This is a genomic window from Sulfitobacter sp. SH22, from assembly GCF_965641905.1.
Classification (GTDB): domain Bacteria; phylum Pseudomonadota; class Alphaproteobacteria; order Rhodobacterales; family Rhodobacteraceae; genus Sulfitobacter.
Map to the genome: position 1 here is coordinate 60,268 of NZ_CBFFKI010000003.1, position 24,052 is coordinate 84,319.

The window sequence follows — 24,052 nt, forward strand, 5'->3', positions numbered from 1 at the left end:
CTCTGGGAGGAAACGATGAATAGACGTTCTTTGATTAAAACCGTGGCAGCGGGTGTTTTCGCAAGCGGCATGTTTGCAGGCACGACAGCATCTGCCGAAACAACCACATTGCGGTTGCACCAGTTCTTGCCACCCGTGGCAACAGTGCCAAAGCACATCCTGAAACCATGGGGCGAACGTGTTGAAGCGGCTTCAAACGGCAGCCTGAAAATCGAACATTTCGATGGCATGGCCCTTGGTGGCCGTCCGCCCGAATTGATGGATCAGGCGATTGACGGCGTTGTTGATATGTCGATGACCGTTGTGGGTTATACCCCGGGCCGCTATCCCAAGACCGAAGTGTTCGAACTGCCCTTTATGATGACCGATCCGGTCGCCACATCGAAAGCGTTCTGGCAGCTGGTCGAAGATGATTTGCAGGCTGGTGAATACAAGGACCTGAAGGTTCTGGGCGCATGGGTGCACGGCCCCGGTGTGATCCACACCAAGGAACCCGTCACCAAGCTGGAAGACCTTGCTGGCAAAAAACTGCGCGGCCCGACACGGGTGATCAACGACATGCTGTCCGAACTGGGTGCAACCCCTGTTGGTCTGCCCCTGCCCGGTATCCCCGAAGCGCTGTCCAAAGGCGTGGTCGAAGGCACCGTGATCCCGTGGGAAGTGACCCCGTCGATCCGTCTGGCCGAGCTGGTGAACAACCACACCGAATTTACCGGACCTGAATCGCTTTATACCGCGACGATCGTGCTGGTGATGAACAAGGACAAGTACGAGTCCCTGAGCGCCGAGCAAAAAGCAGCGATCGACCAAGAATCCGGTGCTGCGCTCAGCGAATTCGCAGCGCAGGTCATGCTTGATTATGATGCCCCCGGTCGTCAGATCGCGGTCGACAACGGCAACAACATCATCGAACTGGATGCCGCAGAAGTGGCGCGCTTTAAGGAAGCAGCACAGCCTGTGATCCAGCGTTGGGTGGCCGAGGCCGAAGGCAAAGGCTTTGACGGTCAGGCATTGATTGATCAAGCCAAGGCGTTGATCGAAGAAAAATCAAAAATGTAATACTGTCGGGGCGGCTTGCAAACGGTCGCCCCGAACCTCACGGCTTGGTTATTTCCGCACTCAATTGCCGACGAGTTTCAGCAAAATCGCATGAAGGCTTTCGCGTTCCGCGCTGCTGAGATTGGCAAATATACGATCCTCGTGCGCGATGATCGCCGCATGTACCTTTTCCAAAACCTGCTGGCCCTTCAGTGTTGCACGCAGGGCGTAGGCGCGCCTGTCTGTTAAGGCGCGTTCCCGGCGGATCAGATCCAGACCTTCCAATTCGTCCACGATAACAACCATTCCGGACCGTTCAATGGACAGTGCGGCAGCCACATCGCTTTGATTGATGTCAGGGTTGGCAATGACCACCGAAAGCACCGACATGCTGCGCTGGCTGAGGTCGAACCCCAACAGCAGTTCGCGCAGATCGCGCTGAATGGTGACCCAGCTGCGCTTGATCAGATATCCGGTGAAATCGGGCAAAATACTGTCGCAGATCGCAGCCGACAAATCGTCAGTTTGGGCGATGGCCGTCGAAGAGTCTGCTTGTTTTGTCATTATTTGCCCCGTTATGTTCTGACACCGAACAGTATTCCGAACCTATGATTTTTAGCAAGTCCTATGGTGGGGCTTGTTTGTAGCGCCCCTGCCATTGCATGATCCGATTGCACCGACATTACCCAAGGATATTTATGTCAAGATTGCCGCCCCCTGCCCTGCGTCACGTCACCGACCTAACCGTGACGCTTGACTCGATCCGTCACATGAACCACGGGCGTGCCGGGCTTCGGCGGATTATCCCGATTGTTGGGGGCACTGCGAAAGGGCCTGCGATAAACGGTAAAATCCTGAACGTTGGGGCCGATTGGCAAACCCAATTTGCCAGCGGATTGACCGAACTTGATACCCGCTATGCGATTGAAACCGATGACGGGGCGACCATCGAGATCAAGAACTACGGCTACCGCCACGGGCCTGCCGAGGTGCTGGATGCGCTGGTGCGCGGCGAAGAAGTGTCGCCGGACGCCTATTACATGCGCACCCATGCGCGGCTCGAGACCGGCGATGACCGCTATGGCTGGGTGAACCACACATTGTTTGTCGGAAATGGCGCGCGTCTGAACGGGCTGGTACAAATGTCGCTCTTTGCGATTGACTGAAATTCGCGGCCGAATCCCGGAATGACGTAAAGAAGTGCTTTCATTCCGGGGGCAAGCATGTTCAATTTTCCCTCGTATTGCGCAAATGCAAGGCATGGGGCGGGGCTGAACCGCGTCAAATCCTGCCAAATGTCAGTTTGCGGAACTTCGTTCCGTTATGCGGTATTGGCAGATTGGATTTTAACGCTTAGGCTACGCAAATCAGAGTCGCGGACAATCGTGGAGGAGTGTCCGCACAGGCTCGTTTAGGGAGGGGTTCATATGTCCGGGAAATCGGAAGCACTGCCAATGTCGGGTGGCCGTTCATGACGGCGATGACCATGGAAGAGGCCATTCGCCACACAGTTCAGACCAATCCGGTTTTCGAAGTCGTCGAGGCAGATGTACGCGGCGTCACATACCGTACGTTCAAGAATATTCCCGGCACAGTCGCCGCATTGATGCTGGCCAGTCGCGAACAGCACGACAATGGTGCCGCCGAATTCCTAGTCTATCAGGACGAACGCTGGACCTATGATGAATTCTGCGCGCAGGTGCATCGCCTGTCCCACGCCCTACGCGATACGTTGGGCATCCAAAAAGGGGATCGCGTTGGTATTGCCATGCGCAACTATCCCGAACTGTTGATGCTGACGCTGGCCATTGCATCCGCTGGTGCGGTGGTGGTGTTCGTGAACGCGTGGTGGACCACAGAAGAACTGGATTATGCCCTGCAAGACAGTGGCGCGAAGACGATCTTTGCCGATGGTCCACGACTTGAACGGCTTTTGCCGCTCCAAGGCAGCCTTGGCCTGCGTTTGATCGGTGTGCGTGACGGCGAGGGGATGACCGATCATTCCCTGACCGCGCTGGCCGCCGAAATGCCCGATACGCCCATCGACGGGATCACAATTGATACCGATGATGATTTCGCCGTGATGTATTCGTCTGGCAGCACCGGCAAACCCAAAGGCGTGGTGCAGACCCACCGCAGCGCCGTCAGTGCGGTGTTCAGCTGGCTTATTCAGGCGGTCGCTGCCCCCTTGGTCAACCCGCCACAACCCGGCGATCCCGAACCGCCGCGCCCTTCCGGTTTGGTCGTCACACCTTTGTTCCATGTGACAGCAACCCATCCTTTGTTCCTGCTCAGCCTGCCCGCCGGGGCCAAAATATCTTTGCTGCATAAATGGGATGCCGAGGAAGCGGTGCGCGTGATCAACCGTGAAAAAGTCACGCGTTTTCTGGGTGTTCCGACCCAATCAGCTGATCTGCTGGAGGCCGCAAAACGGATGGGGGAGACCCTGCCGACGCTGACATGGTTGGGGGCTGGTGGTGCCAAACGCCCCGCCGCGCAAGTTGCGCAGTTGCAAGGGCAGTTTCCTGCCGCTGAAATTGCAACAGGCTGGGGCATGACCGAAACCAACGCCCTTGGGATCGGCATGGTCGGCGAGGAATATAACAAACGTCCCAATGCCGCCGGCAAACTGCACCCGCCGCTGCAAGATGTGCGGTTTCTGGATGATAACGGCAATGATGTACCCGTTGGCCAGCTGGGTGAAATTACCGTCAAGAGCCCCGCCAATATGCGCTGTTATCTGAACAAGCCCGAAGCAACTGCCGAAACCATGCAAGACGGCTGGCTGCGCACCGGTGATCTGGGCGTAATCGACGAAGAAGGGTTCATTACCATTCTGGACCGCAAGAAAAACATCATCATCCGCGGCGGCGAAAACATTGCCTGTCTGGATGTCGAAGGGGCGCTGCACACGCATCCCGACGTGATCGAGGCTTGTGCCTTTTCCGTGCCAGACGAACGGCTGGGCGAAGTCGTGGGTGCCGCGATCCAGATGCGCGACGGCAAAAAGATGAGCTGTGAAGACATGGCCGACCATCTGGACGGCCACCTCGCGAAATTCAAAATACCGCAACATTTGTGGTGCCAGGACGGGCCTTTGATCCGTGGTGCCACTGACAAGATTGACCGCCGTGCGATCCGCGCCGCGTGTCTGAACCTATAGGCCCCATGGGTCTTTGCTGAAAGGAAGACAGATGAACCACCCCACAGACGAAGAAATCGGTGCCTATATTGGTGCGGCTGGCAAAGCAGCTTGGGAGGTTCCTGACCTGCCAGCGGATACGAAACTGCGCGAGATCAAATCCGTTGGCATCATCGGTGCCGGCACGATGGGCGGCGGCATCGCGATGAACTTTGCCACGGCGGGCATTCCTGTGACCATCGTTGAAACCACCCAAGAGGCGCTGGATCGCGGGCTGAAAGTCGTGCGCGGCAACTATCAGCGCAGCAGCGACAAGGGCCGTTTCCCGCAAGACGAAGTCGAAGCGCGCATGGACCGTTTCAACGGCCAGCTCGAAATCTCTGCCCTTGCCGATTGCGATCTGGTGATCGAAGCCGTGTTCGAAAACATGGAGCTGAAGCGCAAGATTTTCACCGAACTTGACCGCGTGATGAAGCCGGGTGCCATTCTGGCAACCAATACATCCGCGCTGAACATCGACGAAATCGCCGCGATGACCAAGCGGCCCGAAGATGTGATCGGGCTGCACTTCTTTTCCCCTGCCAACGTGATGAAACTGCTCGAGATTGTGCGCGCGAAACATACCGCTGATGATGTCGTCGCGACCTCGATGGATCTGGCAAAAAAGATCAACAAGATCGCGGCACTGGTTGGTGTGTGCCCTGGTTTTGTGGGCAACCGCATTCTGTTCGCGCGCCAAATTCAGGCGAATAAACTGCTGGCCAAGGGTTTGATGCCTTGGGATGTGGATGCCGCGTTGAATGCCTTTGGCTTTAAAATGGGGCCGTTCCAGATGTCAGACCTTGCCGGTCTGGATATCGGTTGGTCCAAAGGGGCCAAGACCGACAACCCGATTCGCGATGCGCTGTGCGAAATGGACCGTCGCGGCCAGAAGACCAAAGCCGGTTTCTACGACTATGACGAAACCCGCCGCCCGATCCCGTCGGACGTGGTGGCTCGCGTGATCAAGGACATTACCGGTGCTGAAGCATCGTCAATGTCAGCGGATGAAATCATCGAAAGCTGCATCTATCCAATGATCAACGAGGCCGTCAAAATTCTCGAGGAAAACAAGGCGCAGCGCCCGTCCGACATCGATGTGGTCTGGCTGAACGGCTATGGCTGGCCCGCCGACAAGGGTGGTCCGATGTTCTATGGTGACATGGTCGGTGCGCAGGCCGTGCTGGACGTGATGGAACGTCTGGGTGCCGAAGACCCCGCCTTTGCCCCCGCGCGACTGCTGCGTGATCTGGCGAAAAGCGGCGGCAAATTCACCGAGATTGATACCGGAGGGCTGAAAACATGAGCTATGAATTCATCAAGACCGAGAAAAAGGGTCATATCCTGATCGTCACCATGAACCGGCCCGAAGTGTACAACGCCGTTCATGCCGAAATGCATCAGGAAATGAGCGATTGCTGGGATGCTTTTGCCGCAGACCAGGATCTGTGGGTCGCGGTGCTGACCGGTGCGGGCGACAAGGCGTTTACCGCAGGCAATGACCTCAAGGCCACGGCATCGGGCGGGTCCAAGAAAACACTGGCCTCGACGGGTTTTGCCGGTTTGTCCTCGCGGTTTGATCTGGAAAAGCCGATCATCGCTGCTGTGAACGGGTTCGCCATGGGTGGCGGGTTTGAAACCGCGCTGTCTTGCGACATTATCCTTGCCGCCGATACGGCCAAGTTTGCCTTGCCCGAAGTCAAAGTGGGCTTTTTCGCATCTGCCTCGGGTGTGCAGCGTTTGTCGCGCTACATCGGGCGCCTTGCCGCGCAAGAACTGATGCTGACGGGCCGCACCATCGACGCTGCCGAAGCGCTGAAACTGGGGTGTTGTAACGAAGTGGTGCCCGCCGACCAGTTGATGACCCGTGCGATGGAACTGGCGGAACAGCTTTGCTCTGTCTCGCCGTCGTCGGTCAAAGCGACCAAGCGGATTTTGAACAGCATGAACGTGGCCGAAGGCCTGCCTGAAAGCCTTGAGTACAGCCGTGTCGTCCAAGGCGAACTGGCACAGACCGAAGATTTCAAAGAAGGCGTTCAAGCCTTTGTCGAGAAGCGTAAGCCCAACTGGGTCAATAAATAATAACCGAAATTAACAGCCGGGAGGCACCGAATGTCACATAACGAAGCAATGGCCGGAATGAACAATCTGGAAATGTCTGAAAAGGCCAAGCCGCTTTTGGCAGCCGTGATCAAACATATCCGCGAAAACGTCGATCCGATTACAGATGAATATTTCCGCCTTGGCGAAGGCCGCGCCGATCGCTGGTCCTATGGGCCAGGTCAGCTTGAGCTGCTGGAAACCGCCAAGAAAAAAGCGCGCGAAAGCGGGTTGTGGAACTTCTTTTTGCCCAACGCCGAAACTGGCGAAGGTTTGTCGAACCTCGACTACGCCTATATCGCGGCCGAGCTTGGCAAAAGCCCGCTGGCAGCTGAATCGCTGAACTGCTCTGCGCCTGACACCGGCAACATGGAGGTATTGGAACGCATCGGTACGCAAGAACAGAAAGACAAATGGCTCAAGCCGCTTCTGGCAGGTGAAATCCGGTCGGCCTTTGCGATGACCGAACCCGATATGGCGTCCTCGGATGCCAAGAATATCTCCACCTCGGCTGTTCTTGAGAATGGCGAGTGGGTGATCAACGGCGAGAAGTATTACATCTCCGGTGCCGGTGATCCGCGTTGTAAGATCATGATTACAATGGTGAAAACATCGCCTAACGCCGAACCCTTCCGCCAGCAGTCGCAGATCCTTGTGCCTGTCGACACACCCGGTGTTGAAATCGTAGGCCCGATGCATGTTTTCGGCCATGATGATGCGCCACACGGGCATATGCACATCAAATTCACCAATGTCCGCGTCCCCGAAGCGAATATTCTATGGGGCGAAGGCAAGGGTTTTGAAATCTCTCAAGTGCGTCTTGGACCTGGCCGTATCCACCACTGTATGCGGTCCATCGGTGCGGCAGAAAAGGCGTTGGATCTGATGATCGAACGCGGTCTGAGCCGTGAGGCATTTGGCAAAAAGATCATCGACCTTGGCAAGAACATGGAAACCATTTCCCGCGCCAAGATTGAAATCGAAGCCATGCGTTTGATGGTTCTCAAAGCGGCCAAGGCGATGGACGTGCTGGGCAACAAAGAGGCCCGCATCTGGGTCAGCATGATCAAAGCGATGGTGCCAGAAAAGGTATGCGACATCATCGACCAGGCCATGCAGGTTCACGGCGCCACAGGTATTTCGCAATGGTCCCCACTGTCTGGCATGTACACCGCGCAGCGCACCCTGCGCTATGCAGATGGCCCTGATGAAGTGCACCACCACGTGATCGCGCGCGCAGAGGTCAAGGATTACAAAGAATCCAACCTGCGCACATCCCGCGCCCGCGAAGAAATCGCAACAGGTCGGACACGGGGCGGCGTATGAGCCTGTTTGACCTGACCGGAAAGGTGGCGCTGTTAACCGGTGCCTCCAAAGGCATGGGGCTGGCGATGGCCAAGGCCCTTGCCGAACAAGGGGCGACTGTTGTCATTTCGGCGCGCAAGCAGGATCAGCTTGATGCTGCTGCCGCTGAAATCAACGCGCTTGGCAAAGGCCAAGCATTCGGCGTGGCCTGCAACGTGGGCTACAAGGATCAGCTGCAAGCCTTGGTCGATGAAACCCACAAAGTTGCGGGCAAGATCGACATCGTGATCGGCAATGCCGGCGTGAACCCCTATTACGGGCCAACGTCGGAAATCCCTGACGATGCCTATCAGAAAACCATGAACGCCAATGTGCAGTCCAACCTGTGGCTGGCGCAGATGGTTGCCCCTGACATGGTCGAAAAAGGCGCGGGATCGATGGCGTTTACGTCCTCCATCGGGGCGTTCAAACCGTCCGTGATGCTGGGCACCTATGGCATGTCCAAGCTGGCCTTGATCGGGCTGGTGCGCAACCTTGCGGCTGAGTTCGGTCCGAAAGGCATCCGCTTTAATGCTATTTGTCCCGGCCTTGTTCGCACCGAATTTGCGCGCGAACTGTGGGACAATCCCGAAGTCGAAGAGCGCATCAAAAACGACATCCCGCTGCGCCGTTTGGGTGAGCCTGATGATTTCGCGGGCCTTGCCGTATTCCTGGCCTCTGATGCCAGCCGCTACATGACCGGTCAGGCGCTGACCGTGTGTGGCGGATCGAACATGTGGACGTGAGGGGCTGATATGGAACTCAAAGACAAGATTATCGTCGTCACCGGTGCGGCAAGTGGTATCGGCAAGGCGATGGCCATTCGGTTTGCTGCCGAAGGCGCCAAGAAAGTCGTTTGCGTCGATCTGAACAAGGACGGCGCGCAAGAGGTTGCTGATGGCATCGGCGGCGTCGCGTTTGGCGTTAATGTTGGCGTCGAGCAAGAGATCGCGGATATGATCGAAGCGGTCGAAGCTGATATTGGCCCGATTGATTTGTTCTGCTCTAACGCGGGGATTTTGACGGCTGGCGGCATGGAAGTATCCAACGACGATTGGCAGCGGATTTGGGATATCAACGTGATGTCTCATGTCTGGGCCGCACGTCATCTGGTGCCCCGCATGACCGAACGCGGGGGCGGCTATCTGTTGAACACCGCGTCGGCGGCAGGCTTGCTGAACCAGGTCGGCTGCGCGCCTTATGGCGTGACCAAGCATGCGGCGGTTGCCTTGGCCGAATGGCTGGCGATGACCCATGGTGATGACGGGATCAAGGTTTCGGTGCTGTGCCCACAAGCGGTGCGCAGCGAAATGACCCGTGGCCACGAGGAATCTGTTGCGGCTCTGGATGGCATGCTAGAGCCTGAACCCGTCGCAGAAGCCTGTGTAGAAACCATCCGGAACGAGACGTTCCTTGTGCTCCCTCACCCGCAGGTGTTGGACTATATGCGCAAGAAAACCGACAATTATGATCGTTGGATTGGCGGGATGCGCAAGCTGAACCGTCAGTTTGGTGACATCCGCAACCCCAAGAAAGCATCCTCATGATCGGGTACACAACAGTTGGCACTGCCGACATGGAACGCGCCAAAAAATTCTATTGCGATCTGTTCGAAAGCAAAGGTGCCAAAGTGCTGGTGGATGCAGGGCGCATCGCCATGATCGGCACAGGCCGTGGCACACCGATGATTGCGGTTTGCGAGCCTTACAACAAAGAGGCCCCCACCCCCGGCAACGGTGTGATGGTGGCCTTCACGGCCGAGACGAAGCCCGAAGTGGATGAAATCTATGCCCGCGCGATTGAACTGGGGGCGACCTGTGACGGCGCTCCGGGTCAGCGCGTGCCCGACCGTTTCTACGGCGCATATGTCCGCGACCATGACGGCAACAAGCTGTGCTTTTTCAAGTTCGCTTAACCTAAAACGCTGCCGTCCGCTTTATGCGGGCGGCAGATCATAGACGCGGCGCGCTGTGCCGGAAAACAGCGCCGTCTTTTCGCCTTCCGTCTGATTGGCTGACATCTTCTTGAACGCGTTCCAGATCACCGGATAGCTGACAGCGGTGCGGTCCACCGGAAAGTTGCTTTCAAACATGCAACGGCTTGGCCCGAATACTTCCAACATATGCGCATACCATTTGCCCTGCACCTCGACGATTTCATCCGAGGAAGGCGGCGTATCGCGGTGCATATAGCCATAACCATTGTCCGGCATGCACAGCCCGCCCAGCTTGGCCATGACATTAGGGCATTCAGCCAGCTCGGCCATGTGATCCTTCCACGCCTTGAAAATCTCGTCGCGCATGCCCTCGAACCGGCCAACACCCAGCGGGGTGCCAAAGTGGTCAAGGATCAGCGTCGTGCCAGGAACCGCGCAGGCCAGATCAAGAAATTCCTGATGCTGATGGTGGTAATGCCAACTGTCCAGCGTTAGCCCGCGTTCGCCCAGTATCGCCGCCCCGCGTCTGAAGTCAGGGTCACCATATTGGTTCGGCACCCCGCGCCCCGGAATGGCAAGGGTTGCGGGTTCGGGATCGCGGGCACCGGAATTGCGGATGCCTTTGAACAAGCCCTGTCCCGCTTCGGCGTGCGCATCCAGCGCTTCGTGCAGCAGCGCGGGGTCCAGCACCAGTTCGGTTTGCCCGATGATCCCGGCGATCTTGGCTTGCCCGTCTCCAGCAGTCGCTGCCATCCGCGTGACTTCGCGTGTTTCAGCAACCGATTGCAGATGTGCCGGTGCCTCCAGATCCCAGTAGGACCGGCATTCGATGTACATTGTCTGCACAACATTATGCCCCGATCCGGTATCCCGCCACAGCGCGTCCATCTCGTAAACTGCCGGGTTTTCATCGGTGCCGTGCCGCCACAGGTGATGATGCGGATCGACGATTTCGCGGTCAGGGTCGATGATGGGTTCATCCACCAACCCCAGCCAATCGTCACGCAGTTCAATGCCCGGGTGCCACCCCGGATAGCGGCCACCGGACTGGGTCATCAGGTCTCTTTCTTCTTGTAGGGACGCATCAGGCCTTCCTGGGCCGTACTTGCCGCCAGTTGGCCATTTTGGTTGTAAATCAGCCCGCGGTTAAACCCACGTGCCCCGCCCGTGAACGGCGCATCAAGTTCGTAAAGATGCCAGTCTGAAAAATCGATGGGCGCATGAAACCACATGGCATGGTCAAGGCTGGCGGTCATCACCTTGCCCTGAAACCACGTCAGCCCGTGCGGGCGCAGCGACGACCCCAGCAGGTTCATATCGGACGCATAGGCCAGCAGACATTGCTGCATGATCGGCGATTGCCCCTTGGCTGCTTCCATCCGGAACCAAAGATAGTTCTTGTCGGTGGTTTTTTCAGGCTCGAACAGATCGCGCGGATCGACTTCGCGGATTTCGATCGGGCGTTCGCGCAGGAAATCATCGCGGTATTCTTCGGGGATCTTGTTGATATACGGCTCGCGCAGGTCGGGGCGGTCCAGCCAATGTTCGGGGCCTTTCACATCCGGCATTGCGTGTTGGTAATCCCAGCCATCTTCTTGCACATGAAATGACGCAGAGAGGTTGAAAATCTGCTTCCCGTGCTGGATCGCGACAACCCGTCGGGTGGTGAAACTGCCGCCGTCGCGGGCGCGGTCAACCTGATAGATCACCGGAATGGACGGATCACCGGGGCGGATGAAATAGGCGTGCAGCGAATGGCACATCCGGTCGGGTACGGTGCGATAGGCGGCCATCAACGCCTGTGCGATGACATGGCCGCCAAAGATGCGTGTCGTGGTTTCGCCGCCCGACCCGATGCCGCGAAACAGGTCGACCTCAAGCTGTTCGATGTCGAGAAGTTCAAGCAATTGGTGGGCGGCATCTGTCATGGATTAGTCCTTTTGGGCCGCCCGCTTTGCGGCATAGGCGATGTAGAAATCAAAGCTGTCCGGATTGGCCATTGAATCGCGGTTCACGACCTTTTCGGGATCTTGGCCAAGCAACAGCTTTTTCACCGGAACCTCAAGCTTTTTGCCCGAAAGGGTGCGCGGTATTTCCGCGACCTCGATGATTTCGTTGGGGATAAAGCGGGCCGACACGTTCTTGCGGATAGCTGCGTTGATCTTGTCTTTGAGCGCATCATCCACCGCCACGCCCTTTGCGGGAACCACAAACAACGGCATGAAGCTTTCGCGCCCGAGAAATTCGAGGTCAACGACAAGGCTGTCCATCACATCGTCAAGACCTTCGACCGCTTGATAGATTTCAGCACTGCCAAGACGCAGGCCCTTGCGGTTGATCGTGGCGTCCGACCGGCCATAGATCACCGATCCGCCTTCTTCGTTAATCTCGATCCAGTCGCCGTGACGCCAGACACCGGGATAGGTGTCGAAATAGCTGTCGTGCAACCGGCTGCCATCGTCATCGCCCCAGAAAAACAGCGGCATCGACGGCAGCGGTTCGGTGCAGACCAATTCGCCGACAACGCCGGTCAATTCAGTGCCGTCTTCGTCAAAGGCGCGCACGGCATTGCCAAGCGCGCGGCACTGCATTTCCCCTGCGCGCACGGGCATGCCGGGGTGCCCCAACACAAAAGCCCCGGCCAGATCGGTGCCGCCGGAAATCGGGGCAAGCCACACATCGGCTTTGACGTCGCGGTAAATCCAGTCATAGGCGTCAGAGCTAAGCGGCGATCCTGTCGACCCCAGCGATTTCAGCGCGCTTAGGTCGACTTCCTCTCGCGGTTTGATGCCTGCCTTCATGCAGCCGCTGAAAAACGCGGCACCTGCGCCAAAGAAATCCAGCTTTTCATCCGCAACAAATCGCCAGATCACCCCCATGTCGGGATGGTTCGGTGCCCCGTCGAACATCGCGACAGTGGTACCCTGGCCAAGGGCGGTGAACTGCGAATTCCACATGATCCAGCCCGAAGACGTCAGCCAGCAATAGCGCCCGCCGCGTTTGAAATCATGGTGCAGCGATTGCTTGGACGATTCCAGAATGATGCCGCCATGCCCATGCACGATGGGTTTCGGGTTGCCCGTGGTCCCCGACGAATAAACGATCCAAAGCGGATGATCGAAGGGCACTTGGGTCGAGGAATATTCCGCCTTGTCATGCAACAACTCATCCCACGCGATATGGCCTGCGGGCAGGGCACCGACAAAAGGCACGGTGATGCATTGAGCGAGACTCGGCAGTTCTGCCTCGATGCCTGCCAGAATTTCGCGGCGGTCGATGGTTTTGCCCGCGTGAACATAGCCGTCTTGAGCGATCAGCACTTTGGGTTCGATCTGTTTGAACCGGTCCAGAATGGCGACGTGGCCCATATCAGGCGCGCACAGAGACCAGATTGCGCCAATACTGGCCGTTGCCAGAAAGGCGATCATCGCGGTTTCGGTATTGGGCAGCACAGCAACCACGCGGTCGCCTTTTTCGACGCCCATGCCGCGCAAACGCGCAGCAACACTGGCGACTTGCGCGCGCAGGTCCGACCATGACAGCACCTTGCGACCAAAGGTTTCGGATTGCATGATCAGCGCGTCCCCGTCGGGTTGGCTGTCCACGTGCTTCATAATCTGATCGGTGAAGTTCAACATGGCACCGGGGCACCATTCGGCACCGGGCATCTGGCGTTTTGCCAATACTTTGGTGCATGGCACGCTGGCCTTTACGTCGAAAAATTCCCAGATCGCGCCCCAGAAAGCATCCAGATCATCCACACTCCACCGCCATATGGCGTTGTAATCCGCAAAGGTCAGGTTGTGTTTTTCCTTCAGGAAACGCTCGAACGCGGCCATCGTCGATGCGGCATAGCGTTCTGGCGTTGGGGTCCAAAGGATATCGTTCATGTCATCGCTCCGTGAATAAGGGCCTTGAGCTGTGGCCGCGCAGGATAGGAACTGGACGGGGCAAGCTGGGTAAAGAATACAACGGATAGATCCAGCACCGGATCAACCCAAAAGAAGGTGGAAGCCATGCCGCCCCAGCTGAAGTCACCCACGCTTGACGGGACACGCACGCGGCCGGGGTTCATCACAACAGCGCCGCCAAGGCCAAAGCCCATGCCTTCCATCGGTTGTTCGGCAAAGCTGGCCGGACCCATCGACGCGATGTCGCCGGGCAGGTGGTTGCGCATCATGAAATCCAGCGTTTTTGGCGAAATCAGCCCAGCCCCGCCGGTGCGCAGCATTTCGGTAAACTTGAGGTAATCATCAATGGTGCCAACCAAACCGCCCCCGCCCGAATGCATTTCAGCTTTAAGGAATGGCGATTGTTCGGGACGGTCCACACAGCGCAACGTGGGTTCAGACGGTTTCGCCTCGTTCAGCGCATAGGCACTGCCTGCCAGCGGGGTATAAAGCGCGGCAAAGCGATCTTGGGCACCTTTGGGAACGGAAAACCGGGTTTCGTCCATGCCCAATGGCCCAAGGATTTCGTCGACAAAAAACTGCTCAAGCGTTTTGCCTGAAACAACCTCGACCACACGGCCCAGCACATCGATGCTGACCGAATATTCCCAACGGCTGCCGGGCTGGAAGGCAAGCGGCAGGGCGGCAACACGGTCGGTCATTTCCGCCAGTGACCCCTGATCAGCGCGAAACAGGATGTCGTGTTCATCCATCGCCTTGGCCAGCACACCGGGGTTGAACGGATAGCTAAGCCCCGATGTGTGGGTCAGCAGGTGGTGCAAGGTCGGCGTCTGGCAGGGTTCGGTCTGGCCAATACGCGTGGCGCGGGGGATCAGGCATTCCATATTGGCAAAGGCGGGAATGAAATCCGACACAGGGGCATCCAGATGGAAAAGCCCGCGTTCTGCCAGCATCATGATCGCGACCGACGTGATGGGTTTGGTCATCGAATAGATGCGCGCAATCGTGTCGCGCTCAAAGGGTTTGCCTGCTTCCACATCGCGCTGGCCGGTCGCGTTGAAATACACTTCGCGGCCCGCTTGCGCCACCAATACAGAACACCCCGCAAAACGGTTGTGATCCACATAGCTTTGCATCCAGTCGCCGATACGGCCCAGCCGATTACTATCGAAACCCATAAAAAATCCCCCTAAGACGCATCAGCGCCTCAGGAGGATGAGGCCGCCAGAAGCGACGTTTTTCTAACCGGCAGAAGCGATCCGAAGATCAGACTTCGAGCCATTCCTTGCGCACATCATCACGTGCTTTCAATTCGGCAGGCGTGCCTTCGAACACAACCTGACCGTGGCCCATGACATAAACACGATCCGCAATATCCATCGCGATGGACAGCTTTTGTTCGACCAGCAATGTTGAAATACCGCGGTTTGCGATTTCTTTCAGCACTTCGGCGACCTTTTGAACCATCTGCGGGGAAAGCCCCTCGGTTGGTTCGTCAATCATCACCAGATCAGGGTCGCCCATCAGCGTGCGGCACATGGTCAGCATCTGCTGTTCGCCACCCGACAGAACCGACGCTTCGACATCGGCGCGGCGGTCAAGGTTTTCAAACATTTCGAACATGGCCTGCATCGACCAACGGCCCGCGCCATCCTTTTGGCCCGGTTTGAGGCCCAGCGTCAGGTTCTGCCGCGTGGTCAGACCGGGAAAGATATCGCGGTTCTCAGGCACATATCCGATGCCCATGTTGGCAATTTGAAACGCCTTCTTGCCGGCGATTTCCTGACCCTGAAACTTGACCGATCCGTGCGGTTCGACTTCGCCCATGATGGCCTTGCAAGTGGTGGAACGCCCCACCCCGTTGCGGCCCAAAAGGGCGACGATCTCGCCCTCGTTTACATTCAGATTCACACCCTGAAGGATGTGAGATTTGCCATAATAGGCATGCATATCGGTGACTTCGAGCATCATTAGTGTTCTGCCTCCAATGCAGCGCCAAGGTAGGCTTCTTGAACGCGTGCGTCGGCGCGCACGTCTGCGGGTTTTCCTGTGGCGATGATTTCGCCATAGACCAGCACCGAAATGCGGTCGGCCAGACCAAAGACCACGCCCATGTCATGTTCAACCATGATCAGGGTTTTACCAGCCGTCACCTTGAGGATCAGGTCGGTGATGTAATCGGTCTCGGTGTTGCTCATCCCTGCTGTGGGTTCGTCCAGCATGATGACATCAGCGCCACCGGCAATGGTAATCCCGATTTCAAGCGCGCGCTGTTCGGCATAGGACAACGTGCCAGCCGGAAGATTGCGCCGCTCCAGCAGGTTGATCTGGTCCAAAATGGCCTCGGCACCTTCGGTCAGATCGCGCTTGCTGTTGACCAGATGCCAGAAGCTGTACTTGTACCCCTGCGACCAAAGCAAGGCACAGCGCACGTTTTCAAACACGGTCATCGCCGGAAAGATGTTGGTGATCTGGAAAGACCGGCTCAGGCCTTTGCGGTTGATCTGGAAGGGTTCCAGCCCTGCCAGATTTTCACCATGCAGCTTTACCGTACCTGCCGTCGGCGCAAACCGTGCGGTGATCAGGTTGAACAGTGTCGATTTACCGGCCCCGTTCGGGCCGATGATGGCGTGGCGTTCGGCTTTTCCGATGCTCAGGTCAATGCCGCGAATGATCTCGGCCTTGCCAAAGCTTTTCTTGAGGCCGATTAGTTCAAGGGCTGGTGTGCTCATGACGCGCCTCCTGCTGTGTTTGCTTCGTTCCATGCTTCTTTCAGGCTAGGTGCTGTGACCTTGGCGATGCCAAGACCGATCACCGTGATCGCAATCGCAATGACCCAAGGTAGGACATCGTGGCTGTTGAAGGTTGTCCAAAAGAGCGTCATTTCATCGTCACCTGTTGCGGCATGGCGGAAATGGAATGTCATTTCGACCAAAGCTGCCAGACCCAACACGCCAATTGCACCGGGCAACAACGTCTTGAGGTAGGGCATGACAAGACCGCTGGACTTGCCCAGTTTGAAGGCAGGGACGTGCATCATGATCAATCCGGCCAGGCCACCCGGAAAGAACATCACTGTCGCAACAAACAAGACACCCGCATAAAACGCCCATAGCTCAGTCGAAAGGCTAAGAACCGTCTGCAGAAGGGTAAAGGCAATCGCTCCAATGATCGGCCCAAAGAAGAAGCCAACGCCGCCCAAGAAAGTCACCAGAAGGATCACGCCGGAAGACGTGGTGTTCAGGTTTTCTTCGGTCAGGATTTCATAGTTGATCGCGAAAAGCCCGCCCGCTATGCCGCAGAAAAAGCCCGATGCGATAAAGCTGTAGTAGCGGACCCACCGCGAGGAATAGCCAAGGAATTCAGCGCGCTCGGGGTTGTCGCGCACGGCGTTCGCCATGCGGCCAACCGGCGTGCGGCTCCAAAGATACATAAGCACTGCGGAAATCACGAGCCATGCGATGGTGAGGTAATACACTTCGATCTGCTGCAGGAATTCAACGCCAAAGAAGGGCTGCGCATAGGTTCGGTCGCCGCTGATCCCTTCTTCGCCACCGAAAAAGGCAACGATGATAACGGAACAAGCCGCGATCAGTTCACCGACCCCCAGAGAGATCATGGCGAATACCGTACCGGCAGACCGCGTCGAGAACGAGCCGACGATCATCGCCAGGCCCATGCCGAACAAGCCGCCAAAGATTGGCAGGATGACCAATGGAATGGATTCAAAGAAATCCGACATGTTCATGATGTGCATACAGGCGAAGCCGCCCACACCCGCATAAACCGCATGACCAAAGGACAGCATGCCCCCCTGCCCCAACAGCATGTTATAGGCCAGCGCGAACACGATTGTGATCGACATCTGGTTCATAATTGTGAGCGCGGAATTGTTGGTGAAAACCGCCGGCAGGAACACCAGAACCAAAATGGCAATCAGCCAGGGGGCCAACGTCATTGTCATGGAACCAGCGCGCATTCTTTGCGCCGGTTTCGATGGATCAGTGGTAATCTGCTCTTTATAGCGCGCGCCTTCTGGAACGTCGTGTTTAGGGTCTGATACTGTCATGACTGGCGCTTTCCGAAAAGACCTGCTGGGCGGAAGATAAGGATCAGCACCATCAGGATATAGGGTAGAATATCAGCGATCTGCGGGCTTGTGAGGCTCCAGAAATCGCGAAAGACGCTGTCGCTCAGGTTTTCAGGTGTTGAAATCCCGATGGCGTTCAGCACGTCTTCCATTTCGATGTTATAGGATTTGGCAAAGGTCGTGATCCAACCGATCAGCAGGGATGCAACCAAAGCGCCCCAAAGGGACCCAAGTCCGCCGATCACAATTGTCACAAACACGATAGACCCAAGCACAAAAGCCATGCCGGGGAAGGTGCCAAGGACAGGGCCGGCAATAACGCCAGCCAATCCGGCAAGTGCCGTCCCGACGCCAAACACACCCATAAAGATCAATGGAACGTTATGGCCCAATGCCTCGACTGTGCGAGGATAGCTTAGCGCGGCCTGAATGATCATACCAACGCGGGTCTTGGTCAGAATATACAGCAGACCAATAAAGATCGCGACCGAGATGAAGATCATAAAGATTTTATACGCAGGGATGGAGTTGCCAGAGATGGCGAAGGCGGTGAAGTTCAACACTTCGGGTACCGAATAAGCCATCTGGTTCTTGCCCCAGATGAATTGCACCATTTCTTCGATCAGCAAAGCCAGACCAAAGGTGAAGATCAGTTCGGGTACGTGGCCATATTGGTGAACGCGGCGCAGGCCATAGCGTTCAACACCGGCACCCAGCACACCCACCACAATTGGCGCTATCAAAAGCCCCATCCAGAAACCAAGCGCTAGGCTGATCTGGTAAGCGAAGTATGCGCCCAGCATGTAAAAGCTGGCATGGGCAAAGTTCAAAACACCCATCATCGAGAAAATTAGGGTCAGACCGGCGGAGAGCATGAACAACAGCAATCCAGTTACCAGCCCGTCGATCAGATTGACGAGAATGAGGTCCATTAGGCCCCTCCAGTAGAGTGGTGGTGAATATCAGAGAAAATCGGCCCGCCAGGGTCTTCCCGACGGGCCGTCAAAACGCGGGTTAAGGGCGCTTCATTTCGCAGGTTGTTGGGCTGTCCATCGATGCCATTTCAACTGTCGATTCTGTCAGAACACCGAAGCCGGAGTTGTCATAATCAAAGTCGAGGCCTTCGTTCGTGTGAACACCAACATGCATGTCCTGGATCGCTTGGTGATCCTGTGGGCGCATAAAGATCTTGCCGCCCCACATGCTGTCATACTCCATACCTTCCAGCTTGCTCGCAACCGCTACAACGTCAGTTGCGGTGCCCGCTTCGGTGATCGCTTCGGCCAGCATGCCGATAACGTTGAAGATACGGCTTTGGTCGATGTTGCCTTCAGGGTATTTCGCCTCGAACGCCTCATATGTCGCACGTGCTTCATCGGTTGCGATCGGGTTGATCCCACCTTGGGAAATCAAACGGATGCGACCCTTGCCGCTTTCGCCGAATGCACCCGTGATACCGGAACCAGCTGCGTAGTAGGTGTAGATCGGGCCGGTAAAGCCGTTTTCGATGACTGACTTACCCAGACCCAGCATGTCTGCGCCCCAGTTACCGGTGATAACCGCGTCGGCACCCGAGGATACGATTTTGCGGGCGTAAGGCGTGAAGTCCTTAACCTTGCCGATTGGGTGCAGTTCGTCGCCAACGATTTCGATGTCGGGGCGCTTTTCACCGAGCATCTTGTTTGCAGCAGCGGCAACGGCCTTACCAAAGGAATAGTCCTGACCGATCAGGTATACTTTTTTGATGCCTTCGTCTTGCGCGATAACATCGGTCAATGCGTCCATTTTGATGTCGGCGTTGGCGTCAAAACGGAAATGCCAGAAGTTACACTTTTCGTTTGTCAGGGCCGGGTCAACAGCGGCGTAGTTCAGGAACAGAACACGGCTGTCCGGGTTGCGTTTGTTGTGCTTGTCGACGGCTTCGGTCAGCGCGTTCGCAACACCCGAAGAGTTACCCTGTGCGATATAGCGGATGCCCTGGTCGATCGCGACCTGAAGCTGGATCAGCGATTCTTTCGGGCTGATTTTGTTATCAAATGCAACGATTTCCATTTGGTCGCCGCCGAGCAGACCGCCTTTCGCGTTGACCATATAGTCAGCAGCGAATTCGAACTGGTGCAGACCATTTGTGCCGGTGCTTGCAAACGGGCCGGACAGTGGGTCGATAAATGCAATTTTGATGTTTTCGGCAAAGGCTGCGCTTGCGCCCAAGACCAAAGAAAGCGCAGAAACCGCGCCCAGTTTAGTGATATTTTTCATTTTAATCCTCCCAAGGACGGCCCGGCGCTTTGATGCGATTTTTTTGAATGCCAAGCCTTGGCCGAAGCCTTGCATAATGGCCTCCATTGTCAAGCGCCTCTGTTCAAAAGTTGCGGCAAACGGGGCCAAGTTATGTCATATGTTGCGCTGCCTTTCTCGTGCCCAAGATATGCGCAATTTTGGACGCTCCGCCCAATTTCAAAGCAATATACCCGCTAACATCTTGTAACTTATGTGATTTTCAGAAAGTCCAAAATTTGCATATCTGCATCCAAAATAGACGGCATCCTGACAATTGTCCGGCAGGATTGATCCAGCAATTTTTTTTGCCCTTACGTCACTTTTTTGCAGGTGTGCAGATTGATTGTCGTGGAATCCGGTATGTGGTTCGCAATGCGACACAAAACCCGCCGCAAGAGAGGCCCCGACGCGTTGTAAATTGATTCTGAACAGTAATTGTTCTGCAAAGGTCCGGGGGTCAGTACCGGATGCTGATGGCTTCCGCCGCTTTGATCAGACGTTTCGCATAGACTGTCTCAAGCTGCTTTTTCTTGACGTGAAATGCCGGGCCGCCAATGTTCAGGCCGTAAACAATCGATCCGTTTGGCGAAAACACGGGCACCGCGATGCCATTCACATCAGGCCGCCAGTCCCCATAGCTGGAACAGAACCCTTTTTCCGCAAACTCCGTCACAGCAGCGGCATAGCTTGCCCGCCCGCGCGCCTCTAATTCGGGATCAGTCTGCGCAGCGATCGCAAAGGACCGCTCGCGCATGACGTCGTCCATGCCGACCATGATGGCCCGCCCGATGGCGGAATCAAACAATGGCAAACGGGACCCGACCCGCATTTGCAGCGCCACGTCCTCGCGGGACCGCTTGGTACAGACATAGACCACATCCAGCCGGTACGGCTCTCCTATGGCGACGGTGATATAGGAATTCGGGCCGTCGCGCAGCGCCTTCATTTCTTCGCCAGCACGGTCGCCGATTTCCATGCTGGTCAACACACCAAAACCTAATTGCAGGACCCCCGCGCCCAAACGGTAGGTGCCCGTACGCGGATCAACGACAAGATAGTCAAGCTCGCACAGCGTATGGGTCAGCCGTGATACCGTCGCCTTTGGCAGCCCCGTTCGTTCTGAGAAATCGGTGTTCGTCAGGGCCGATTCATTTGCACGAAAACACCGCAAAACGTCAAGCCCACGCGCCAAAGCCGTGACAAAGTTTCTATCCTTTGCCTCTGACGGGTCGGTCGCGAACTCGTGGTTTGCCATCTTATTTGCTATCCAATGCTTTCAAACCGTTGGCCGCAAAGACCGGCACATAGGCCCCGACCTTCATCGCGCGTTCGGGGTTCGACGCGTTACCATCCAGCGCGCGCTTTAGCACACCCTGAATGATCGCCGCCATGCGGAAGAAACAAAACGCCAGATAGAAGCCAAAGTTATCAATGTCTTTCAGGCCACGGCGCTCGCAATATTTTGCGATAAACTCTTCATCCGTTGGCACGCCAAGCGTTTTGCGATCCGCGCCGCCGAAACCGCGGCCTTCGGGGCCTGCGGGCATCTGCCATTGCATGATAACGGCGGCCAGATCGGCGTAAGGGTGGCCGATCGTCGACAGCTCCCAATCCAGCACGGCCAGACATTTCGTGCCGTTCTTTTCAAACATCATGTTGTCGATACGGTAATCGCCATGCACCAGCGTGCGCTGGCCGTCATCCGCCGGAATGCTGGCGGTCAGACGCTCAATCAGCTCGTTCATTGCGGGCTGGTCTTCGGTTTCGGACGCGCGGTACTGTTTGGTCCAGCGCCCGACCTGACGTTCGTAATAATTGCCGGGAGGGCCGTAATCCGCCAGCCCGACTGCATTGATATCGACCTCGTGCAGGGCCGCCAGCACGCGGTTCATTTCGTCCATGATCCCGGCGCGCGTTTCATTGGTCTCGTCCGGCATGCGGGGGTCCATGAAGTTGCGCCCGTTGATGTGGTCCATGATATAGAAGGCGGACCCGATCACATCGTCGTCTTCACACAACAAATGCATCTTTGACACCGGTACATCCGTATCCTGCAATGCCTTTTGCACGCGGAATTCACGATCAACCGCATGGGCTGATTTCAACAAAACCCCTGGCGGTTTGCGGCGCAGCACAAAGTTGCGGCTGGGTGTTTTCAAAAGGAAAGTCGGGTTCGACTGCCCGGCCTGAAATTTGGTGACCTCAAGCGGGCCTTCAAAGCCGTCAAGGTGTTTTTCCAGATAGGCGGTGACCTTTGGAATATCGAGCGTTTGTGTATCGGTACTCATGAGTTTATTCCTTAGCTATAGGTCAACATGCCGGCGGCGTCGCCGGACATCATATGCGGTGTCGCGTTGAATTCATGCAGAAAAAACGCGGAATTGGTGAAAACAAATTTCGTAATCGACGTGTTCTTGATTTGCAGGTTCAGGGTCATCATCATCTTGTCCGGCGCACCCAATGACGCCGCCGTCAATTGCCCGATCACCCCGCCAGAGCTGACAGCAAGCACCCGTTCGGCACCGGTGGCACAGGCCGCAAGACGGGCGGCCTCGACGCGACCGGTAAAGGTGCCCCAACTTTCAGAGGGGCCTTCGATCTCGTCCGCTTGCCACTGAAACACCGTCTCGCGCAGGGTTCGGAAATGAACTTTGCGGTCGCCTTTGACCAGCTCGGGCACGTCGCCTTTGTAGCGGGCATTCAGCAGGTCCTGAAAATCATATTCGTTGAAACCTGCATGTTCGTCGCCTGCCCCAAAGCCCATCGAGGCAAGCGTTTCTTTTTGCCGGGTCAGGGTGCCGGTGATCGTACGATCCGGCACCCACCCCATATCGCGAAGGGCCTGACCAACCGCCGCAGATTGCCGGTGTCCGAGATCCGACAACTTGTCATAGTTGTCGGCCCCGAATGACGCCTGTCCATGGCGGATGACCAAAAGCTCTCCCATAGCTGCTTACAGAACCTCGAACAGGCCAGCAGCACCCATGCCGCCGCCAACACACATGGTGCAGACAACGTATTTTGCACCGCGACGTTTGCCTTCGATCAGCGCGTGGCCAACCATGCGTGCGCCGGACATGCCGTAGGGGTGACCGATAGAGATCGCGCCGCCGTTCACGTTCAGCAATTCGTCAGGAATACCCAAGACGTCACGCGACTGGATCACCTGAACCGCGAAGGCTTCGTTCAATTCCCACAGACCGATGTCTTCGATCTTGAGGCCATGGGCTTTCAACAGCGGTGGCACGGCATAGATCGGGCCGATACCCATTTCGTCGGGCTCACAGCCGGCGGCCATCACACCCATGTAACGGCCCAAAGGCTGCAGGCCCATTTTCTCGGCCTTTTTGGCTTCCATGATCACGGTCGCCGATGCGCCATCGCTCAACTGGGATGCGTTACCAGCGGTGATGAACTTGCCTTCTTTGATGTGAATACCGTCGGAATGCACGGGCTTGAGGCCGGCAAGGCTTTCAGCGGATGTGCCGGGGCGGTTGCCCTCGTCTTTTTCCAGCGTGACTTCGTGCTCGGAAATCTCTTTGGTTTCTTTGTTCTGAACCAGCATCTTGGAGGTCAGAGGCACGATCTCGTCGTCGAACTTGCCTGCTTCCTGGGCCAGGTGGGTCAGTTCTTGCGAACGGGCTGCATATTCGTCCTGACGCTCGCGGCTGACGTTGTAACGCTCGGCCACGGTCTCGGCTGTTTCGAGCATGGTCATGTACAGTTCGGGCTTGTGCTCTTTAATCCAGCTGTCGGCTTTCACGCGCATTTCAGGTGTTTGCACCATCGAAATGCTTTCGACACCGCCGCCAATGACTACATCCATGCCGTCGGTGATAACCTGCTTGGCCGCCGTCGCAATCGCCATCATGCCAGAGGCACATTGACGGTCCAGCGACATGCCCGCAACGGTCACGGGCAGACCCGCGCGGATCGCAGCCTGACGCGCGATGTTACCACCGGAGTGGCCTTGCTGAAGCGCGGCACCGATGATGCAATCCTGAATTTCAGACATGTCTACGCCAGCACGTTTCACCGCGTGGGCGATGGCATGACCTGCCAGTTCCTGAGGTGTCGTGTTGTTGAACGCACCGCGATAGGCTTTGCCAATCGGGGTACGGGCCGTTGATACGATTACTGCGTCACGCATGGTGATCTCCCTTTAAAATTTA

Annotated in this window: 23 protein-coding genes; 9 read left to right on the plus strand and 14 right to left on the minus strand. The window is 56.6% G+C overall.

Going from position 1 to position 24,052, the window contains the following annotated elements:
• Positions 1-15: 15 nt before the first annotated feature.
• Positions 16-1,059, plus strand: a complete 1,044-nt coding sequence (locus ACSQ13_RS01990) for a TRAP transporter substrate-binding protein (RefSeq protein WP_255200090.1) — start codon at positions 16-18, stop codon at positions 1,057-1,059.
• 60 nt (positions 1,060-1,119) lie between these two features.
• On the opposite strand, the gene ACSQ13_RS01995 is transcribed toward ACSQ13_RS01990, so the two are convergent.
• Complete coding sequence (locus ACSQ13_RS01995; protein ID WP_295512374.1) at positions 1,120-1,602, minus strand: MarR family winged helix-turn-helix transcriptional regulator; 483 nt, start codon at positions 1,600-1,602, stop codon at positions 1,120-1,122.
• Between the two features lie 134 nt (positions 1,603-1,736).
• On the opposite strand from ACSQ13_RS01995, the gene ACSQ13_RS02000 reads away from it, so the two are divergent.
• The 8 genes from ACSQ13_RS02000 to ACSQ13_RS02035 all read left to right on the plus strand — a co-directional run bounded on the left by ACSQ13_RS02000 (position 1,737) and on the right by ACSQ13_RS02035 (position 9,578).
• A complete protein-coding gene (locus tag ACSQ13_RS02000) occupies positions 1,737-2,204 on the plus strand; it encodes a DUF3237 domain-containing protein (protein ID WP_176248702.1) in 468 nt (155 codons plus the stop codon).
• Positions 2,205-2,509: 305 nt separating this feature from the next.
• Positions 2,510-4,201 carry a class I adenylate-forming enzyme family protein gene (locus ACSQ13_RS02005; protein WP_176248701.1) on the plus strand — a complete coding sequence of 564 codons (1,692 nt, stop codon included), beginning with the start codon at positions 2,510-2,512 and terminating at the stop codon, positions 4,199-4,201.
• A 31-nt stretch (positions 4,202-4,232) separates the two neighbouring features.
• Positions 4,233-5,525 (plus strand): 3-hydroxyacyl-CoA dehydrogenase, encoded by a 1,293-nt coding sequence (locus ACSQ13_RS02010; RefSeq protein ID WP_176248700.1) that lies wholly within the window; start codon positions 4,233-4,235, stop codon positions 5,523-5,525.
• Positions 5,522-6,301 carry an enoyl-CoA hydratase-related protein gene (locus ACSQ13_RS02015; RefSeq protein ID WP_176248699.1) on the plus strand — a complete coding sequence of 260 codons (780 nt, stop codon included), beginning with the start codon at positions 5,522-5,524 and terminating at the stop codon, positions 6,299-6,301. The genes ACSQ13_RS02010 and ACSQ13_RS02015 overlap by 4 nt, the downstream gene beginning before the upstream one ends.
• 57 nt (positions 6,302-6,358) lie before the next feature.
• Positions 6,359-7,645 (plus strand): acyl-CoA dehydrogenase family protein, encoded by a 1,287-nt coding sequence (locus ACSQ13_RS02020; RefSeq protein ID WP_295512384.1) that lies wholly within the window; start codon positions 6,359-6,361, stop codon positions 7,643-7,645.
• A complete protein-coding gene (locus ACSQ13_RS02025; protein ID WP_176248698.1) occupies positions 7,642-8,409 on the plus strand; it encodes an SDR family NAD(P)-dependent oxidoreductase in 768 nt (255 codons plus the stop codon). Before ACSQ13_RS02020 ends, ACSQ13_RS02025 begins: the two co-directional genes overlap by 4 nt.
• 9 nt (positions 8,410-8,418) lie before the next feature.
• Positions 8,419-9,210: an SDR family oxidoreductase gene (locus tag ACSQ13_RS02030; RefSeq protein WP_176248697.1), complete on the plus strand. Its 792-nt coding sequence runs from the start codon at positions 8,419-8,421 to the stop codon at positions 9,208-9,210.
• Entirely contained in the window at positions 9,207-9,578 is a 372-nt protein-coding gene (locus ACSQ13_RS02035; protein WP_176248696.1) for a VOC family protein, read from the plus strand. Before ACSQ13_RS02030 ends, ACSQ13_RS02035 begins: the two co-directional genes overlap by 4 nt.
• 21 nt (positions 9,579-9,599) lie before the next feature.
• Here ACSQ13_RS02035 and ACSQ13_RS02040 read toward each other — a convergent pair whose 3' ends face one another.
• From ACSQ13_RS02040 to ACSQ13_RS02100, 13 genes are all read right to left on the minus strand, one after another.
• A complete protein-coding gene (locus tag ACSQ13_RS02040; protein ID WP_295512369.1) occupies positions 9,600-10,655 on the minus strand; it encodes an amidohydrolase family protein in 1,056 nt (351 codons plus the stop codon).
• Positions 10,655-11,527, minus strand: a complete 873-nt coding sequence (locus ACSQ13_RS02045) for an acyl-CoA thioesterase (RefSeq protein ID WP_295512368.1) — start codon at positions 11,525-11,527, stop codon at positions 10,655-10,657. Before ACSQ13_RS02045 ends, ACSQ13_RS02040 begins: the two co-directional genes overlap by 1 nt.
• Before the next feature lie 3 nt (positions 11,528-11,530).
• Positions 11,531-13,489, minus strand: a complete 1,959-nt coding sequence (locus tag ACSQ13_RS02050; protein WP_295512367.1) for an acetoacetate--CoA ligase — start codon at positions 13,487-13,489, stop codon at positions 11,531-11,533.
• Positions 13,486-14,688, minus strand: coding sequence for a serine hydrolase domain-containing protein (locus tag ACSQ13_RS02055; protein ID WP_295512366.1), 1,203 nt, complete (start codon positions 14,686-14,688; stop codon positions 13,486-13,488). The genes ACSQ13_RS02050 and ACSQ13_RS02055 overlap by 4 nt, the downstream gene beginning before the upstream one ends.
• An 88-nt stretch (positions 14,689-14,776) precedes the next feature.
• A complete protein-coding gene (locus tag ACSQ13_RS02060; protein WP_217902971.1) occupies positions 14,777-15,481 on the minus strand; it encodes an ABC transporter ATP-binding protein in 705 nt (234 codons plus the stop codon).
• Complete coding sequence (locus ACSQ13_RS02065; RefSeq protein WP_176248691.1) at positions 15,481-16,242, minus strand: ABC transporter ATP-binding protein; 762 nt, start codon at positions 16,240-16,242, stop codon at positions 15,481-15,483. The genes ACSQ13_RS02060 and ACSQ13_RS02065 overlap by 1 nt, the downstream gene beginning before the upstream one ends.
• The gene (locus ACSQ13_RS02070) at positions 16,239-17,579 is read right to left on the minus strand and encodes a branched-chain amino acid ABC transporter permease (protein WP_176248690.1); all 1,341 of its coding nucleotides are present in this window, start codon (positions 17,577-17,579) and stop codon (positions 16,239-16,241) included. Before ACSQ13_RS02070 ends, ACSQ13_RS02065 begins: the two co-directional genes overlap by 4 nt.
• Complete coding sequence (locus ACSQ13_RS02075; RefSeq protein WP_176248689.1) at positions 17,576-18,532, minus strand: branched-chain amino acid ABC transporter permease; 957 nt, start codon at positions 18,530-18,532, stop codon at positions 17,576-17,578. The genes ACSQ13_RS02070 and ACSQ13_RS02075 overlap by 4 nt, the downstream gene beginning before the upstream one ends.
• Positions 18,533-18,614: 82 nt before the next feature.
• Entirely contained in the window at positions 18,615-19,859 is a 1,245-nt protein-coding gene (locus ACSQ13_RS02080) for a branched-chain amino acid ABC transporter substrate-binding protein (protein WP_176248688.1), read from the minus strand.
• 478 nt (positions 19,860-20,337) lie between these two features.
• Complete coding sequence (locus ACSQ13_RS02085; protein ID WP_176248687.1) at positions 20,338-21,135, minus strand: IclR family transcriptional regulator; 798 nt, start codon at positions 21,133-21,135, stop codon at positions 20,338-20,340.
• A gap of 1 nt (position 21,136) precedes the next feature.
• On the minus strand, positions 21,137-22,168 hold the full coding sequence (locus ACSQ13_RS02090; protein WP_295512362.1) for a phosphotransferase family protein: 1,032 nt from the start codon (positions 22,166-22,168) through the stop codon (positions 21,137-21,139).
• A gap of 11 nt (positions 22,169-22,179) precedes the next feature.
• Complete coding sequence (locus ACSQ13_RS02095) at positions 22,180-22,827, minus strand: histidine phosphatase family protein (protein WP_295512360.1); 648 nt, start codon at positions 22,825-22,827, stop codon at positions 22,180-22,182.
• Positions 22,828-22,833: 6 nt separating this feature from the next.
• Positions 22,834-24,030, minus strand: a complete 1,197-nt coding sequence (locus ACSQ13_RS02100; protein ID WP_176248684.1) for an acetyl-CoA C-acyltransferase — start codon at positions 24,028-24,030, stop codon at positions 22,834-22,836.
• Positions 24,031-24,052 lie beyond the last annotated feature (22 nt).